This is a genomic window from Flavobacterium sp. (assembly GCF_041392005.1).
In the GTDB taxonomy this organism is placed as follows: domain Bacteria; phylum Bacteroidota; class Bacteroidia; order Flavobacteriales; family Flavobacteriaceae; genus Flavobacterium.
In genome coordinates this window covers 21,825-38,634 of record NZ_JAWKMX010000010.1, presented here as the reverse complement: position 1 = coordinate 38,634, position 16,810 = coordinate 21,825, and the positions used below count along the sequence as shown (strand labels likewise).

Below are 16,810 nucleotides of genomic sequence, written 5' to 3'. Positions count from 1 at the left end.
TTACGTTGTTTCCCGCTGTTCGCTATACACGGTATCGCTTCCATCGGGGCTAGGAGAGTCTGTTTTAATATTTGCAAACAAAAAAGTCTCAATTACATTGTAATTAAGACTTTTAATTATTAATTGGTAATACTTTTAAAAATTAACCGAATACGTTAAGGTAAAATTATTTTGCGTATTTTTAATTCTAGCGGTATCGTTCATTCCCGATGAAATAAGATACTGGTTGTATTCTCTTTGTAAATTACTATAAGCTAAATCTAATCGGCTAATGCCAAAATTATAGCCTAAACCACAGTTATAGTTGGTTAAATCGCCTATTGTTTTTCCGTTTTTATACGGACTTTCTTCGAAACGATATCCAGCTCGTAAACTCCATTTTTTAATTTTATATTCGCCACCAACACGTACTTCTAAAGCATTTGTTAAATAATTACTTATACCCGAATTTAAATCGTGATATACAGCTTCATTTTTTGGTCTAAATTCTATTCCACTATAATTTTTTGTAGCTACATCAACACTTAGTAAACCATTATTTCCAAAAATATATGCAGCACTGGCTGTCCATTTACTAGGTGTTTGTAGTTTGTATGTAGGAAATATAAATAATGGCCCTTCATAATACCTGTTTTCCATGCCAGCAGATACATTTTCATTATTAAAGGTGTATAAATCTTGCGTTAACTCATCGTTTAACCTATACCAAGTTGGCGATAAGTAAGAAGCACCAATTCTAAAATCTTCGGTTACTTTATAAATAGCACCTAAATTAAAAGAAAAACCAGATCCGTAGGTGCTTAAATTGTTGTTAAATTGCATATCGCGAACCGATGGTTGCGAGGTTGGGTTACTTGCATTTGAATTGGTTTCTATTAATTTAGTAGTTTTTGTATAATCGGTAAAATGCGCATTAAGGTTTATTCCTAAAAACAATTTATTTTTATATGAAGTTGCTAAGTTAGCGGTTAATTTTCCGTTATAGCCTGCTTCAGAAATTGCATTGTATTGTGTATAGCTACCTAATGGCACATTAGAAATAAACATTCCGTTACTAGCTTGATTAATTACAAAAGTTTCGTAACCCATTTCGTATTGGTAGTCATTAAAATCGGTATTGGCAATATAATTAGCGTGGTTTACAAAATATTGCGATATAGAATTAGATGGGTTTGCTCCAGCAATAAATACCTCATTATCAAAATCGCGAGTATTTTCATAATTAATGCTTACGGCTATTTTATTCCAATCGTTTTCTTGATTAGCTGCGTTAAAAACAAAAACGCCACCTACTTGATTTAAATCTAATGTGCTACTGTTTTCATTCGTTTTTGAACCAAAATAATTGGCTTTATTTTTCGAATTATAATTAGCAACAGAAATGCTTACATAATTGTTAATGAATAAAGCACTTCCAGCAGGATTAACATTTGTAGCAGATAAATCGGCACCAACAGCACCAAATGCTCCGCCCATAGCTCTAAAACGAGCTGTTCCGTTTAAATCAGTTTGTGCATAACGCAATGCGTCATTTTCGGTCAACTCTTGCGTGTAAGATGCTAAACTTGAGAAAAGTACAACAGATAAAAATATTTTTTTCATTATAAACATAAGTTTTATTAACGTCCTCTACCACCGCTGCGTCCGCCACCAAAACTTCCGCCGCCACTACTACGACTTCCTCCAAAACTTCCTCCAGAACTTCTAGGTGAAGAATATGAGTTATTTCTAGAAGGCGAATAAGTTCTAGGTGTACTGTTATTAGTATTTGTTCTAATTCTCGGATTTGCATTTCCTCTAGTAGTAGTATTAATGCGAGTTCGAGAATTTGAATTATTTCGTACAGTTGAATTGTTGCGTGTAATAGTACCCCTAGTAGAATTACCTCTACTCACTACATTAGCATTTGAACGAGAGCTAGATGCTCTTCCAGCATAATTAGGATGAGGACGACCACCTCTACCACCATTAGCATATACTACGTTTCTACCATAATAGTTGTGGTTCCCGTAATACGGATAGCCCCAGCCACCATAGTAGTTTCCATACCAATATGGACTGTAATAACCACCCCAACCCCAATAAGACGACCAACCAGCGCCATACCAAGAATTCCAGCCAAAACCCCAGTTCCAATTAGGACCATACCAAGAATTGTACCAATACGGACTATAATAGCCCCCGTACCAGTATGGATTATAGTAACCGCCCCAACCATTGTTATAATAGTTAATAGTTACATCGTGGTCATTGCTTCCCCAACCCGCATATTGATTATTACCAGCATACGAATTTTTATAAACCGTAACAACTGAATCATTTTGCATTTCAGACGAATAATTATCCACATCAGTAAAATAATTATATTCGTCTTGATATTCCGATTGCATTACTTTAAATCGAGTAGCATATTTTGCTCCATTATTTGATTGCATTTCAACGCTACTAGGCTCAGAACTACTATAAACACCATCGTTATCGTAATACGAAGAATTATTATACGAGCCACAAGAAACTACAAATAAAGATAATATTCCCAGCATAAAAAATGAAGGGATTTTGCTTAAATTAGGTAAATTAGTTTTCATATCGCTTTTTTTTATTGTCGGACAATACAAATTTAATTAGTTTTGTCGAATATTTACTGAATATAAAGTTAAACAAAATTTATGCCAAAAACAAGACAATGGGTAAGAACTTAACAACAAGAGCAGAAGATTATTCGAAATGGTATAACGAATTGGTTGTAAAAGCCGATTTGGCCGAAAATTCAGGTGTAAGAGGTTGTATGGTAATTAAACCATACGGATATGCTATTTGGGAAAAAATGCAAGCCGAACTCGATAGAATGTTTAAAGAAACAGGTCATCAAAATGCTTATTTTCCTTTATTTATTCCGAAGTCTTACTTTAGTAAAGAAGCAAGTCATGTAGATGGTTTTGCTAAAGAATGCGCAGTTGTAACTCATTATCGTTTAAAAACGGGCGAAGATGGAAAATCGATTGAAGTTGACGAAGAAGCTAAATTAGAAGAAGAATTAATCGTTAGGCCAACTTCTGAAACTATAATTTGGGATACGTATAGAAAATGGATAGAATCGTATAGAGATTTACCTATTTTAGTAAACCAATGGGCAAATGTGGTACGATGGGAAATGCGTACACGTTTGTTTTTACGTACTGCTGAGTTCTTATGGCAAGAAGGTCATACGGCTCATGCTACTAAAAATGAAGCTATTGCCGAAGCAGAACAAATGATGAATGTGTATGCTGATTTTGCTGAAAATTTTATGGCAATACCTGTGGTTAAAGGCTATAAAACAGAAAGCGAACGTTTTGCAGGAGCTATAGAAACCTATTGTATTGAAGCCTTAATGCAAGATGGTAAAGCACTGCAAGCAGGAACATCGCACTTTTTAGGTCAAAATTTTGCTAAAGCTTTCGATGTTAAGTTTGCCAATAAAGAAGGAAAACAAGAATATGTTTGGGCTACCTCATGGGGTGTTTCAACACGATTAATGGGTGCGTTAGTTATGACGCATTCCGATGATAATGGTTTAGTGTTGCCTCCAAATTTAGCGCCAATACAAGTGGTTATTGTGCCTATTCATCGTACCGATGAGCAATTAGAACAAATAAACAATCAAGTAAATGAATTGGTTGTAAGTTTACGAAAACTAGGAATTTCTGTTAAATATGATAATAGAGATTCGCAACGACCAGGATTCAAATTTGCAGAATACGAATTAAAAGGTGTTCCAGTTCGCTTAGCAATTGGCCCTAAAGATTTGGAAAACGGAACCTATGAGGTTGCACGTCGCGATTTATTATCAAAAGAAATTGTAGCCAAAGAAACAATAGTTGATTATATTCAGAATTTATTAAAAGAAATACAAACTAATTTATTTGATAAAGCTAAAAATTATAGAAATTCGCACATAACAGAAGTAAATTCGTTTGAAGAATTTAAAAACGTATTAGAAAACAAAGGTGGCTTTATTTCGGCACATTGGGATGGAACATCAGTAACAGAAGAAAAAATTAAAGATTTAACAAAAGCTACTATTCGTTGTATTCCGTTAGATCAAAAACAAGAAGAGGGTAAATGTGTTTTAACAGGTTCATTATCAAAAGGAAGGGTTCTGTTTGCTAAAGCTTACTAAAAAAATATTTAAAAATTTTTAATAAGCGCTTGCAAGAATAAAAATTAGATGTATCTTTGCAACCGCAAAACAAAAATTTTGGTCCGTTCGTCTAGGGGTTAGGACGCCAGGTTTTCATCCTGGTAACAGGGGTTCGATTCCCCTACGGACTACAGTTTTGGCCCGTTCGTCTATCGGTTAGGACGCCAGGTTTTCATCCTGGTAAGAGGGGTTCGATTCCCCTACGGGCTACTAATTAGTTGTAAATAAGTTTTATAAAATAATAATTAAGTGTCTCTAATTATTGTTTTATTAGTTAAAACCAAAGTGATTGAAGCAATTCAGTTGTGGGAGGTTTTTCTTTTTTAACTAATAGTTTATAAATTATTATTACAATTAAAAAAATTAAAAATGGCAAATCACAAGTCAGCTTTAAAAAGAATTAGAAGCAACGAAAAGAAAAGAGTATTAAACAGATATCAGCACAAAACTACGCGTAATGCTATTAAAGCAATTCGTATAGCAACTGATAAGGCTGAAGCTACAGCAAAATTACCCGCTGTATTTTCAATGATTGATAAATTAGCTAAAAAGAATATTATTCATAGTAATAAAGCAGCTAACTTAAAATCGAGTTTAACAAAACATGTAGCTTCTTTATAAGAGTTATAAAATAGAAACAAATTATAATCCCGCAAATTGCGGGATTTTTTTGTAAAATAAACTTTATCTTTTTAAGCTATAGTAAATTATCCAAAAAATAAACTTACTTTTGCACCTTTCAAAAAATAAAAAATGAATTCAATTAGAAACATTGCAATTATAGCCCACGTTGACCACGGAAAAACTACTTTGGTCGATAAAATTATGTACCATTGCCAACTTTTTAGAGATAATGAAAGTACAGGCGATTTAATATTAGATAATAACGATTTAGAAAGAGAACGTGGTATTACAATTGTTTCTAAAAACGTTTCGGTTACCTATAAAGATACTAAAATTAATATTATTGATACACCAGGCCACGCCGATTTTGGTGGCGAGGTAGAACGTGTATTAAATATGGCAGATGGCGTTTTACTTTTAGTTGATGCTTTTGAAGGGCCAATGCCACAAACTCGTTTTGTACTACAAAAAGCTATCGATTTAGGTTTAAAACCTTGCGTGGTAATCAATAAAGTAGATAAAGAAAACTGTACACCCGATGAGGTTCACGAAAAAGTTTTCGATCTAATGTTCGAATTGGGTGCCGAAGAATGGCAGTTAGATTTCCCTACCGTTTACGGTTCGGCTAAAAATAACTGGATGAGTGATGATTGGCAAAACCAAACTGAAAATATTGAGCCATTACTAGACATGGTTTTAGAACATATTCCTGCACCAAAAGTTTCAGAAGGAACACCGCAAATGCTTATTACATCATTAGACTTTTCTTCGTTTACTGGTCGTATTGCAATTGGTCGTTTGCAACGTGGTGAATTAAAAGAAGGACAAAATGTTTCTCTCGTAAAACGCGATGGAAAAATAATTAAATCAAAACTTAAAGAAGTTCACGTTTTTGAAGGTTTAGGCCGTAAAAAAGTAGAAAGTGTAAAAGCGGGCGATATTTGTGCACTTGTAGGTTTAGAAGGTTTCGATATTGGCGATACGGTTGCCGATTTTGAAAATCCAGAAGCTTTAGATACTATTGCTATAGACGAACCAACAATGAGTATGCTTTTTACCATTAACGATTCTCCATTTTTTGGTAAAGAAGGCAAGTTTGTTACTTCGCGCCACGTAAAAGATCGTTTGTTTAAAGAATTAGAAAAAAATTTAGCACTACGTGTAAATGAAACCGATTCGGCCGATAAATTTATGGTTTTTGGTCGTGGTGTACTACATTTATCTGTTCTTATAGAAACGATGCGTAGAGAAGGATATGAGCTACAAATTGGACAACCACAAGTAATTATTAAAGAAATTGATGGTGTAAAATGCGAGCCAATAGAAGAATTAACTATTGATTTGCCAGAAACAGTTTCGGGTAAAGCAGTAGAATTTGTTACTGTTCGTAAAGGCGAAATGTTAAGTATGGAACCAAAAGGCGAGCGTATGATTATTAAATTTAATATTCCATCGCGAGGTATTATTGGTTTGCGTAATCAATTACTAACAGCTACTGCTGGCGAAGCAATTATGACACATCGTTTTATAGAATATCAACCGTTAAAAGGCGATATTCCTGGTAGAATTAGCGGTTCGTTAATTTCTATGGAAAACGGTAAAGCCATTCCGTATTCTATTAATAAGCTGCAAGAAAGAGGAAAATTCTTCGTAGATCCAAATGAAGACGTGTATGAAGGACAAGTTATTGGCGAAAATTCGCGTGGCGATGATATGGTGGTAAATATTACAAAAACCAAACAGTTAACCAATTTCCGTTCTGCTGGAGCCGATGATAAAACGAAGATTATTCCAGCAATTAAATTTAGTTTAGAAGAAGCTTTAGAATATATTCAAAAAGATGAATATGTAGAAGTAACTCCAAAATCGATTCGTTTACGAAAAATTTTATTAAAAGAAACCGATAGAAAAAGAAGTAAGGCAGTTTAACTGCCTTTTTTTATATAGAATAGGTTGTTTTGCAGGTTGTATTTCAAGTTCGCAATAAACTTAAAAGACACAGTTAGCATGTAAAATAACCTATTTTTCTTTGTAAAGACGAGCTTTTTGCGCTACAAAAACAGGATAATTTTGTACTTCCGGAATTTCTTCTGTTCCTTTACCAGTTGTTGTTTTTTGCGATACTTTTGTCATCATAATTTCAAAATCCATATACGTATCGTAAAAATGCTCGGTTGTAGTAATTAAATTTCCTTGTACTTCAAAAATAGAATAAATAGCATTATCAAATACGGAAGCTTCTAGTTTAATTCCGTTGTTTTCGTCGATACTATATTTTCCTTTTAAAACATCTTTTTCAATTAAAAAATAATTTCGATATTGCTTGTTGTAAACCAAAGTATATTTATAAGTGCCAAGAGTATCGGTTTTTACAAAATGAAATTCCATATCAATTTCTTGCTTTCCCTTTTCGCTATAAATGCTAAGTTTTCCTTTGTAAATGCCCAAATAATTTTCTATTGAATTGATTTCGCTTTGCGAAAAACAAATACTTGCAAACAGTAACAAAGTAAAAGTTACGATACTTTTCATAACTTATTCTTTTTTGCGTAAGCTTGCCGAATTGGTAAATTGCGGTAATTCTATTTTTGGCGCGCCGTACAAATCTATTTCCGATTTTCCAGAAGCCGAAATAGTAATGTTATCATCGGCAAAAACAGAAATTTTTGAATAACCTTCTGCCGAAAGTGTAATTTCTTTTGCTGTAAATTTTTTAGCGGTTAAATTGGCATTATTGTCTAATCGCAGTTTTAAAGTATTGGTTTTACCTTCAATTTCGGCTTTGCCTTTTTGGTAAATATCAATTTTAGTAGTTTCACTATTGTTAATTATAGCTTCTAAGTTAGCGTACTGGCTTATTTCTATGTTTGTATTTTCAGCGTTAATGCTAAGTTCGGCGTTTGCTTTTTCATCTAATATTAAATTTAGATTTTTTACATCGGCTTTACATACAATTTCTGATTTTCCATATGCTTTTACCGTTAAATTGTTTAACTCTACCGTGTTTAAACTAGAAATTTTAGTTTCATTTTTGGCTAGAATAAAGTTTAAACTATCGGTATAATTAATTCTAACAGAAAACTTTTTTGCACGGCTTACATCTTTTAACGATGCTATTTTTAAATTACCATTTACAATTGCAGTGTTAATAACATCGTGCAAATTATCGTCTGCAGCAATTTCTAACGATGGTTTATCGGCTTTTGAGAGAATTATTTCAAAGTTATCTTCTAGTTCAATTGAAGTAAAGTTTTCAATTTCAATTACACTTTGTGTAACTATTCTAGAACCTTTTATTTTTTCTTTTGTTTGGCCAAAAGTTATTGAAACTAAAAGTAAAGTGGTAAATAAAAATAGGTTTTTCATATTAACTATATGTTTGTTTTATTGTTGCAATAATTGTTCCAAAACAAGTTTTGGAAACACCTACAAATCTATGAAAAACCTATTAATTTAAGTTGCTAAGGTGTGCTTTTATTTATTAAAAACAGCTTGAACTGTAATTTTGTTGTTATTTTACACTAATGCTTCCGCCAGAACTTTCATTTTTAGAAATTTCTGCGGGTTTAGAAATGCAATCGATAGAACTTCCGCTTGAGGCTTCTGCTGTTAGTTTTTCGGTTGCGTTTACTTGTATAGAGCTTCCGCTAGATGAATCGGCAAAAACGGTTTCGGCTTTAAGTTCGTCTAAATCTAAATCGCTACCACTAGATGCGCTGGCTACAACTTTTTTAGCAACTCCTTTTACTTGTAAATTGCTACCGCTACTACTTTCGCAGGTTAGCGCATCAGTTGTTATAGCAATGTTTAAATCGCTACCGCTGCTTGTAGAAAGCTCAAGATTTGGTTCTTTAATTTGGTTTGTTGAGGTTACATTAGCACCACTTGAAACCGAAATTGATGTAAAATGTGGTGCTTTTACAAAAACAGTTTTTGAGGTGGCATCGTAAATACTTTTATCGGCATAAATTTTTAAAGTTCCGTTTTCTACTTCGGTTTTTATAATTTGATGCAAGTTTTCATCGGCATCTACTTTTACTACAGTACTGTTGCCTTGTTCTAGAATTACATTTAAACCCGTTTTGGCTTCAATTTTAGTAAAGTTTGCTACGTTTCGGTTTTCAGAAATTACATTTCCGGTGCCTTTTACGCCGTCAAATTTTACGCAAGACACTGCTAAAAGTGCCAAAATAATGGTTAGTAAAATTCGTGTGAGTTGAATGATTAGTTTTATCATAAGTATTGTTTTTAGTGTGTTGTTTAATTTGTTTGAATATTTACTTCGTTTTCATCAACGTTTAAGTGAAATTCTTTATCGTTAATTTTTATATTAAAGTTTTTTGGCAATGTATCGTTTTCTTCTTGTGGACAACTCATACATTCTAAATCGCCATTTATTAGTTTGTAAAATCGACCTTCTTCGCCATAATAAATATCAATATTTGAATAGTGCGATTTTAAAAATCCTTTAATACTTTCGTCGGGAAAAATAATAGTTCCTTCAGGAATGTAAATAAAAATATTAACTTCTTGTTCTTTAAATTTATTGTTGTAATCGGTAATAAAATAATTGTCTAAGTTAATTTTATTTTCTATAATTTCAAAGTTATAGTTTATTTTTTCGGCTATTTGGTTTGCATTTTCGAACGAGCTTCCTACAGCTAATTTTTCAATTTCTATGTACGGATTTTGCTTGTCGGTTTTTAAATAATATACGTTTACATTATTAGAATACAAAATTTGGTTATTGTTTTCGTCGTGCGTAATTTTTCGGAATACTTTTTTATGAACCGATTTGGTGTAAAAATTATTGTAATTCATTTTTAAAAACAAAGTGTCTTTTGGTTGTAGTACTACTTCTTGTTTTTGTACAATTTTACCATCGTAACCTTTATCGGTTACTTGTTTAATGCCAAAATAAATTAAAAATCCTACGGCTACAATCCAAAAGGCAAAAAGTGTAATTTTGATATAGTTGCTTATTGAACGAATATTGGTTACTAATAGTTTTAATCCTAAAATAAGTAAGAAAAAAAGTGGAATACCTATGGCTAAAATAAATAATATACCTTGTATCCATAAAGGAACACTAAAATCTAAAGGCGAGTGTATGTGATTAAAAACATAAGAATCGGGTAGCGATGATGAAAATATCATAAACACGCCAGTTATTAGCAAGGTTAATAAGCCTAAAGATGCCATTATAATAATGAAAACGCCAATAATTTTAGCTAGCACCTTTAAAATTGCTAAAAAAACATCGCCTATTGTTGTGGCTACTTGGTTAGCGCCTCTTTTAGCAGTATTTGCTACTTTTTTGCCATCTATACTATTAATTTTATCTGAAATATCGTTAATGCCTTCTTTTACCTTTTTTTCGATGTTTGAAAGGTTAATGGGTTCACCACGCATTTCAAGTTTTTGACTTGTAGTAAGTGCTTCTGGAATTAAAATCCATAACAATATATAAATAGGAATAGTTATACCTGCAGTTGGAAAAGTTATAATTACCAGTAGTATTCTAAACCAAAAAGGATCAATATTAAAATAATGACCAAAGCCAGCGGCTACACCACCTAGCACAGCATTGTCTCTATCGCGGTACAAGCGTTTAGCAGATGTAAGTGGATAGTAAGAAGAAGAATCGGAATACGAATTTTCGTTTGTATTGGTATCGGTTCCTAATTTATAATCTTCGGGTTGCCCCATTATTTTTATAATGTTTTCTACATCGGGTAAACCTACCACTTGTTTTTCATTTTTTAAACGTTCTTGAAATAATTCGGCTATTCTACTTTCAATATCACTAATTATTTCATCTCTTCCTTGCGGTTCAAGCGATTGCTTAACGGCATCAAAATATTGTTTTAGTTTTAGATAGGCATCTTCGTCAATATGAAAGAAAAATCCTCCTAAATTTATACTTAGCGTTTTGTTCATAATGTTTGGTTTAATTGGTTTGTGTAATTGTTGTAACAGCATCAGATAATTCTGACCACGTAGTGCCTAATTCTTTTAAAAATTCTTGTCCTTCATCGGTTAAACCATAATATTTTCTTGGTGGACCCGATGTAGATTCTTCCCAACGATAGTTAAGTAATCCATCGTTTTTTAACCGTGTTAAAAGCGGATAAACTGTTCCTTCAACTACTAGTAGTTTTGCGTTTTTTAAGGTTTCTAAAATTTCTGATGTATAGGCTTCTTTATCTTTTAAAACCGATAGAATACAGAACTCTAAAACACCTTTTCGCATTTGCGCTTTTGTGTTTTCAATGTTCATAATGTTGTTTTTTTGTTTTCATTTTTATGAAAAATTAGCTGTTCGTTTTTGATGATGATGATGAATGTTATTTAATAAAATGTATAGTTAACGGATATTTGTAGTACTCGCCGTTTGCACTTTTTACGGCAGCATAAATTATTAAGAAAAATTCGGTGGCTTTTAAAAGTAAAAATAGTAAGACTGCTACTAAACCAATTATTATAAAACCTGTTATATTTTGGTTAGTAAAAGTTGTTTCAATTTCTATACTTTGAAAATCAATATTCGTATTGTTTATAAAATCAACTAACCAAAAAATAAAAATGGGAATTGCAATACACAATAATATTAAAGAATAGAGTAGTATGCTCAGTTGAAAATTTAACGATTGTTTGCCATGAAAATTATTAAATGACGATTTATTTTTACTAAACGACCATATTAATAACGGAAAAATATAATTTCCAAAAGGAAAAAAATATTGCGATAATGCACTTAAATGATTGAGTGAAGCTATACTTCGTACGTTAGATGTTTCCATAATAAACTAATTTCTTTTACAAAGATAAGTCTAAAAAAAGGTATTATGTTACGCAAAGTACTAAAAATTAACATAATATTAACATTTTTAAAGATGTTATGAAAACATTCATTTTTTGTATTTTTACAAAAATTAATAGAAATGAAATTTACTCCTGCCAAATTAAATACTTTTATGTTTTTTAAACTACCATCTGCTTACTGGAGTGGTTTACGTGTAAAAAATATAACAGCAGAAAGTTGTCAAGTTCAAGTTAAACATAAATGGTTTAACCAAAATCCTTTTAAGTCTATGTATTTTGCTACTCAAGCTATGGCTGCCGAGTTTACAACGGGTGCATTGGTAATGTATCATATTAAAGAAAGTGGTAAAAGTATTTCAATGTTAGTTGCGCAAAACAAAGCTGTTTTTACTAAAAAAGCTACTGGCAAAATAACATTTACTTGCTCAGAAGGCAAAACAATTGCCGCAACTATACAAAAAGCAATCGAAACTAAAGAAGGACAAACCGTTTGGATAACTTCTCGTGGAATAAACGAAAAAGGCGAACAGGTTTCGGAAATGCAGTTTGAATGGACAGTAAGATTAAGAAAATAAATTCATTGTAATGATAGTTTTAGTAACCGGTGCAACAGGGTTAATAGGAAATGAATTGGTTAACGTGCTTGTAAAAAGAGGGTGTGTAGTACATTACTTAAGTACTTCAAAATCAAAAATTAAAGATACTACTAATGTAAAAGGCTTTTATTGGAATACAACAACACAAGAAATTGATGCGCGCGCATTTTTAGGTGTAACTACAATTTTTCACTTAGCAGGCGCTTCAATAGCAAAACGCTGGACAAAAACATATAAAAATGAAATTATAGCAAGTAGAGTAGCGCCTACAAAATTGTTGTTTCAATTTCTTTCGCAACACAATCACACGGTAACACATTTTATTTCGGCATCAGCAATTGGTATTTATCCTAATAATTTTGAAAAAGTTTACAATGAAGATGAAAATGAAGTAGATGCTTCATTTTTAGGAAATGTTGTTACAAAATGGGAAGCCGAAGCCGATACAATTAAGAAACTTGGAATTTTAGTTTCAAAAATTAGAATAGGATTGGTTTTGGCAAAAAAGGGTGGTGCGTTAGTAGAAATGATAAAACCTTTTAAATTAGGTTTTGGCGCACCGTTAGGAAATGGAAAACAATGGCAGTCGTGGATACATATACACGATTTAGCAGCACTGTTTTATTTTGTTTTTGAACGTAAGCTAGAAGGAATATACAATGCTGTTGCGCCTAATCCTGTTACCAATGAAAAATTAACAAAATCCATTGCCAAACAATTAAACAAACCTTTGTTTTTGCCCAATGTTCCTAAGTTTGTTTTGCAGTTACTATTAGGCGAAATGAGCTATTTATTAGTATCAAGTCAAAAAGTAAGCTCACAAAAAATACAGCAGCAAGGCTTTCAATTTCAATTTACAGAAATTAAGGAAGCCTTAAAAAAATTAATATAATCAAAAAACTCGGCATTTGCCGAGTTTTTTGATGCTATAAAATCTTAAAAAATTATTTAACAGCTTTTACTTTAACCGTTAATTCAATTTCATCGTTAATAAATTTATCTTTTAAATCATCAAAAACAGATTTAGAAGAATAATTTACGCCCCATTTGGTTCTGTCTATTTTAAAAGCTTCAGAAACTAAGCTAACACCGTTTTCGTTTACTTCAATTTTAGCAGGAAAACTTACTTCGTTTGTAACACCTTTCAATGTTAAATCGCCAGTTACTTTGCCATCAACAACCGATTTAATTTTGAATTCTCCTGTAGGAAATTTATTTACATTAAAAAAATGATCAGCTTTTTCTTCTTCGCCAGTTCCTTTTAAATGGCCTTCTAAACCAGCTTTTTCATCGCCTTGCAAATCGGTAACAGTAATAGAGTTCATGTCAATAACAAATTCGCCACCAGTAACAACATTATCGGCAACCATAAATCCGCCACTTTTTAATGCAACAGTTCCCATATGCTCTCCTGTAGGCTTTGTTCCTTTCCAGTCAATAACAGAATTTCCAGTTTCAATAGTATAATCAAAAGCAGTAGCTACAGGTTCTTCAACCATGGTTTCTACAGTTTCATCAACTACAGTTTCTTCACTTGTTTTTTCATTTTTGCAGCTTGTAAAAAATACAAAACTTACAACAGCTAAACTTAAAATTGTTTTTTTCATAAATAGTTTTCTTTTTAAGAATACAAAACTATAAAAAATAAAAATTAGTGCTTCCATTTTGTGTTAGTATTAACATTTTAGAGAATTGCTGACAATTTGACACAAAATAAGAAATGGCAATAGATTTGCTATTAAAAAGTAGATTTTAAAAAATATTGAAATGACAAATAACAACGCTGAAAATATAGAAAAAGATACTGTTCGAGAAGAAAATATTTCAGAAAATCAAGAAACGAAGCAATCAGAATTAACGATTGAAGAAAAATTACAAGAAGATTTAGCAAATGAAAAAGATAAATTTTTACGTTTATTTGCCGAATTTGAGAATTATAAAAAACGAACAGCAAAAGAAAGAATAGATTTGTTTAAAACAGCAAACCAAGAAGTTTTACAAGCAATGTTACCTGTTTTAGATGATTTTGACAGAGCTTGGAGTCAGATATCAAATTCGGAAGACGAAGCCTTGGTAAAAGGTGTAGCGCTTATACACGAAAAGTTAAAATCAACGTTAACATCAAAAGGTTTAGAGCAAGTAGAAATAAAAGTAGGCGATGCTTTTGATGCCGATTTTGCAGAAGCCATTACACAAATTCCAGCTCCGTCTGAAGATTTAAAAGGTAAAATTGTAGATGTAATAGAAAAAGGCTATAAATTAGGCGATAAAATTATACGTTTTCCAAAAGTAGTTATTGGAAACTAAAACGATCAAAAGCTTAAAGATATTCGTTAGTAGCGTAACTTTAAACTTTTAAACATTAAAAAAAGCATGAGTAAAAAAGATTATTACGAAATATTAGGAGTTACTAAAAGCGCATCGGCAGATGAAATAAAAAAAGCCTACCGAAAAAAAGCGATTCAATATCACCCCGATAAAAACCCAGGCGATAAAGAAGCCGAAGAAAACTTTAAATTGGCAGCCGAAGCCTATGAAGTATTAAGTGATGCTGACAAAAAAGCACGTTACGATCAATTTGGTCATGCAGCGTTTGAAGGCGCAGGTGGCTTTGGCGGTGGCGGTCATATGAATATGGACGACATTTTTAGCCAATTTGGAGATATTTTCGGGAGTGCATTTGGCGGTGGTTTTTCTGGTTTTGGCGGCGGCTTTGGCGGCGGCGGACAGCGTCGTGTAAAAGGAAGTAACCTGCGCATAAAAGTAAAATTAACACTCGACGACATTGTTAATGGTGTAGAGAAAAAAGTAAAAGTAAAGCGAAAAGTTCAAGCCAAAGGGGTAACCTATAAAACTTGTTCTACTTGTAACGGAAGTGGGCAAGTAATGAAGGTTGCAAATACCATTTTAGGCAGAATGCAAACAGCAACAACATGTGGCACTTGTAGTGGTTCAGGACAAATTTTAGATCACAAACCAGCAGGAGCCGATACTTATGGTATGATAATGGAAGACGATACCGTATCAATTAAAATTCCTGCAGGAGTAGTTGATGGTATGCAGTTAAAAGTTTCTGGCAAGGGCAATGAGGCGCCAGGCAACAATAGTGTTCCAGGCGATTTAATTGTGGCTATTGAAGAAACAGAACACGAATTTTTAAAGCGCGAAGGCGAAAATCTTCATTACGATTTATACATTAGCATAGCAGAAGCAGCTCTTGGTGTTTCAAAAGAAATTGAAGCCATAGGAGGCAAAGTTAGAATAAAATTAGACGACGGTATTCAATCTGGAAAAATATTGCGTTTGCGTGGCAAAGGTGTGCCTAGCATAAACGGTTACGGAAGCGGCGATTTATTGGTTCATGTAAACGTTTGGACACCAAAAAAGTTATCAAAAGAGCAAAAGGCGTTTTTTGAAAGTATGCTAGAAGATGAAAATTTTAAACCATCGCCAGAAAAAAGCGATAAATCTTTTTTTGAAAAAGTAAAAGATATGTTTTCATAATTAAATTATATTCAATACATTTGAATTCACTTTTTTCGGAAAGTGAGTTTTTCTTTTTCATAGCAATTTTTCCCATCCTATTTTTTTAATGGGGTGGGTTTTTTGTACTATTTTTTTATCTTTACGAATAATAAGCATAAAACCAAACCTCTATAAATGAGCACCATTCTCGAAGTACAAAATGTAGTAAAACAATATGGCAATTTTTGCGCCCTAAACAATGTTTCATTACAAGTTCCTAAAGGAAGTATTTACGGACTTCTCGGGCCAAACGGCGCAGGAAAAACATCGTTAATACGTATTATTAACCAAATTACAATGCCCGATTCTGGACATATTTTGCTCGATGGCGAAAAATTGCAACCTAACCATATTAAGCATATAGGTTATTTACCAGAAGAACGCGGTTTGTATAAAACCATGAAAGTGGGCGAGCAGTGTTTGTACTTAGCACAACTAAAAGGAATGCCTAAGCAAGAAGCTCAAAAACAGCTTAAATATTGGTTCGAAAAATTCGAAATACAAGATTGGTGGAATAAAAAAATTCAAGAACTATCGAAAGGAATGGCGCAAAAAGTACAGTTTATTGTTACGGTTTTGCACAATCCAAAATTGTTAATTTTAGACGAACCATTTTCGGGTTTCGATCCGGTTAATGCAAATTTAATTAAAGACGAAATAATTGAACTAAACAAAAAAGGAACTTCCGTAATTTTTTCAACGCATCGTATGGAAAGCGTAGAAGAAATGTGCGATTACATTGCGTTAATTAACAAATCGAATAAATTAATTGAAGGCAAGCTTACCGATGTAAAAAAACAATTTAGAACCCATACTTTTCAAGTAGGAATTTTAACTAATAATGTAGAAGGGTTAATGTATCAACTTACACAAAAATTTACGGTTGGTCAAACCGATTTCAAATCATTAAACGACGAATTAAAACTCGAAATAGAATTAGGTGAAAATTCTCCAAATGAACTATTAAATGTTTTAACTTCAAACGGACAAGTAACACATTTTACCGAAAAAATACCAAGTGTAAACGATATTTTTATTCAATCAGTAAGCCAATAAA

Annotated in this window: 17 protein-coding genes and 2 tRNA genes; 10 read left to right on the top strand and 9 right to left on the bottom strand. The window is 32.4% G+C overall.

The features are described 5' to 3' along the window. Window positions 1–135 precede the first annotated feature (135 nt). A complete protein-coding gene (locus tag R2808_RS06675) occupies window positions 136–1,602 on the bottom strand; it encodes an OmpP1/FadL family transporter (RefSeq protein WP_371270187.1) in 1,467 nt (488 codons plus the stop codon). Window positions 1,603–1,619: 17 nt separating this feature from the next. Then, window positions 1,620–2,588, bottom strand: a complete 969-nt coding sequence (locus tag R2808_RS06670) for a hypothetical protein (RefSeq protein WP_371270186.1) — start codon at window positions 2,586–2,588, stop codon at window positions 1,620–1,622. Window positions 2,589–2,686: 98 nt separating this feature from the next. On the opposite strand from R2808_RS06670, the gene proS reads away from it, so the two are divergent. From proS to typA, 5 genes are all read left to right on the top strand, one after another. Continuing rightward, a complete protein-coding gene (gene proS, locus R2808_RS06665; protein ID WP_371270185.1) occupies window positions 2,687–4,162 on the top strand; it encodes a proline--tRNA ligase in 1,476 nt (491 codons plus the stop codon). A gap of 80 nt (window positions 4,163–4,242) precedes the next feature. Continuing rightward, a tRNA-Glu gene (locus R2808_RS06660) sits at window positions 4,243–4,314 on the top strand. Window positions 4,315–4,321: 7 nt separating this feature from the next. Continuing rightward, window positions 4,322–4,393 (top strand) — tRNA-Glu (locus R2808_RS06655). 159 nt (window positions 4,394–4,552) lie between these two features. Further along, window positions 4,553–4,804, top strand: a complete 252-nt coding sequence (rpsT, locus tag R2808_RS06650; RefSeq protein ID WP_371270184.1) for a 30S ribosomal protein S20 — start codon at window positions 4,553–4,555, stop codon at window positions 4,802–4,804. A gap of 132 nt (window positions 4,805–4,936) precedes the next feature. After that, a complete protein-coding gene (typA, locus tag R2808_RS06645; protein ID WP_371270183.1) occupies window positions 4,937–6,736 on the top strand; it encodes a translational GTPase TypA in 1,800 nt (599 codons plus the stop codon). Between the two features lie 90 nt (window positions 6,737–6,826). Here the strand turns inward: typA and R2808_RS06640 are convergent, their stop codons facing one another. The 6 genes from R2808_RS06640 to R2808_RS06615 form a co-directional block, all read right to left on the bottom strand. Next, window positions 6,827–7,339, bottom strand: coding sequence for a hypothetical protein (locus R2808_RS06640; protein ID WP_371270182.1), 513 nt, complete (start codon window positions 7,337–7,339; stop codon window positions 6,827–6,829). Between the two features lie 3 nt (window positions 7,340–7,342). Then, the gene (locus tag R2808_RS06635; RefSeq protein WP_371270181.1) at window positions 7,343–8,173 is read right to left on the bottom strand and encodes a GIN domain-containing protein; all 831 of its coding nucleotides are present in this window, start codon (window positions 8,171–8,173) and stop codon (window positions 7,343–7,345) included. A gap of 145 nt (window positions 8,174–8,318) precedes the next feature. Beyond that, complete coding sequence (locus R2808_RS06630; protein WP_371270180.1) at window positions 8,319–9,044, bottom strand: head GIN domain-containing protein; 726 nt, start codon at window positions 9,042–9,044, stop codon at window positions 8,319–8,321. A 23-nt stretch (window positions 9,045–9,067) separates the two neighbouring features. Then, a complete protein-coding gene (locus tag R2808_RS06625; RefSeq protein ID WP_371270179.1) occupies window positions 9,068–10,747 on the bottom strand; it encodes a PspC domain-containing protein in 1,680 nt (559 codons plus the stop codon). A gap of 10 nt (window positions 10,748–10,757) precedes the next feature. Beyond that, window positions 10,758–11,087, bottom strand: a complete 330-nt coding sequence (locus R2808_RS06620) for a PadR family transcriptional regulator (protein WP_371270178.1) — start codon at window positions 11,085–11,087, stop codon at window positions 10,758–10,760. Window positions 11,088–11,154: 67 nt separating this feature from the next. Further along, entirely contained in the window at window positions 11,155–11,610 is a 456-nt protein-coding gene (locus tag R2808_RS06615) for a DUF4870 domain-containing protein (RefSeq protein ID WP_371270177.1), read from the bottom strand. Window positions 11,611–11,751: 141 nt separating this feature from the next. Between R2808_RS06615 and R2808_RS06610 the strand changes: the two genes are divergently transcribed. Both R2808_RS06610 and R2808_RS06605 read left to right on the top strand, forming a co-directional pair. Continuing rightward, entirely contained in the window at window positions 11,752–12,207 is a 456-nt protein-coding gene (locus R2808_RS06610; RefSeq protein ID WP_371270176.1) for a DUF4442 domain-containing protein, read from the top strand. 10 nt (window positions 12,208–12,217) lie between these two features. After that, window positions 12,218–13,120, top strand: a complete 903-nt coding sequence (locus R2808_RS06605) for a TIGR01777 family oxidoreductase (protein WP_371270175.1) — start codon at window positions 12,218–12,220, stop codon at window positions 13,118–13,120. A 52-nt stretch (window positions 13,121–13,172) separates the two neighbouring features. On the opposite strand, the gene R2808_RS06600 is transcribed toward R2808_RS06605, so the two are convergent. Further along, the gene (locus R2808_RS06600; protein WP_371270174.1) at window positions 13,173–13,835 is read right to left on the bottom strand and encodes a YceI family protein; all 663 of its coding nucleotides are present in this window, start codon (window positions 13,833–13,835) and stop codon (window positions 13,173–13,175) included. Window positions 13,836–13,995: 160 nt separating this feature from the next. On the opposite strand from R2808_RS06600, the gene R2808_RS06595 reads away from it, so the two are divergent. From R2808_RS06595 to R2808_RS06585, 3 genes are all read left to right on the top strand, one after another. After that, on the top strand, window positions 13,996–14,535 hold the full coding sequence (locus R2808_RS06595; protein ID WP_371270173.1) for a nucleotide exchange factor GrpE: 540 nt from the start codon (window positions 13,996–13,998) through the stop codon (window positions 14,533–14,535). 66 nt (window positions 14,536–14,601) lie between these two features. Beyond that, window positions 14,602–15,732, top strand: coding sequence for a molecular chaperone DnaJ (gene dnaJ, locus R2808_RS06590; RefSeq protein WP_371270172.1), 1,131 nt, complete (start codon window positions 14,602–14,604; stop codon window positions 15,730–15,732). Window positions 15,733–15,888: 156 nt separating this feature from the next. Then, on the top strand, window positions 15,889–16,809 hold the full coding sequence (locus R2808_RS06585) for an ABC transporter ATP-binding protein (protein WP_371270171.1): 921 nt from the start codon (window positions 15,889–15,891) through the stop codon (window positions 16,807–16,809). Window position 16,810: the final 1 nt, after the last annotated feature.

Bases quoted from the DNA above. Each gene is read 5' to 3' on its own strand.
- R2808_RS06675 (WP_371270187.1), bottom strand. From the start codon at position 1,602: ATGAAAAAAATATTTTTATCTGTTGTACTTTTCTCAAGTTTAGCATCT.
- R2808_RS06670 (WP_371270186.1), bottom strand. From the start codon at position 2,588: ATGAAAACTAATTTACCTAATTTAAGCAAAATCCCTTCATTTTTTATG.
- proS (WP_371270185.1), top strand. From the start codon at position 2,687: ATGGGTAAGAACTTAACAACAAGAGCAGAAGATTATTCGAAATGGTAT.
- rpsT (WP_371270184.1), top strand. From the start codon at position 4,553: ATGGCAAATCACAAGTCAGCTTTAAAAAGAATTAGAAGCAACGAAAAG.
- typA (WP_371270183.1), top strand. From the start codon at position 4,937: ATGAATTCAATTAGAAACATTGCAATTATAGCCCACGTTGACCACGGA.
- R2808_RS06640 (WP_371270182.1), bottom strand. From the start codon at position 7,339: ATGAAAAGTATCGTAACTTTTACTTTGTTACTGTTTGCAAGTATTTGT.
- R2808_RS06635 (WP_371270181.1), bottom strand. From the start codon at position 8,173: ATGAAAAACCTATTTTTATTTACCACTTTACTTTTAGTTTCAATAACT.
- R2808_RS06630 (WP_371270180.1), bottom strand. From the start codon at position 9,044: ATGATAAAACTAATCATTCAACTCACACGAATTTTACTAACCATTATT.
- R2808_RS06625 (WP_371270179.1), bottom strand. From the start codon at position 10,747: ATGAACAAAACGCTAAGTATAAATTTAGGAGGATTTTTCTTTCATATT.
- R2808_RS06620 (WP_371270178.1), bottom strand. From the start codon at position 11,087: ATGAACATTGAAAACACAAAAGCGCAAATGCGAAAAGGTGTTTTAGAG.
- R2808_RS06615 (WP_371270177.1), bottom strand. From the start codon at position 11,610: ATGGAAACATCTAACGTACGAAGTATAGCTTCACTCAATCATTTAAGT.
- R2808_RS06610 (WP_371270176.1), top strand. From the start codon at position 11,752: ATGAAATTTACTCCTGCCAAATTAAATACTTTTATGTTTTTTAAACTA.
- R2808_RS06605 (WP_371270175.1), top strand. From the start codon at position 12,218: ATGATAGTTTTAGTAACCGGTGCAACAGGGTTAATAGGAAATGAATTG.
- R2808_RS06600 (WP_371270174.1), bottom strand. From the start codon at position 13,835: ATGAAAAAAACAATTTTAAGTTTAGCTGTTGTAAGTTTTGTATTTTTT.
- R2808_RS06595 (WP_371270173.1), top strand. From the start codon at position 13,996: ATGACAAATAACAACGCTGAAAATATAGAAAAAGATACTGTTCGAGAA.
- dnaJ (WP_371270172.1), top strand. From the start codon at position 14,602: ATGAGTAAAAAAGATTATTACGAAATATTAGGAGTTACTAAAAGCGCA.
- R2808_RS06585 (WP_371270171.1), top strand. From the start codon at position 15,889: ATGAGCACCATTCTCGAAGTACAAAATGTAGTAAAACAATATGGCAAT.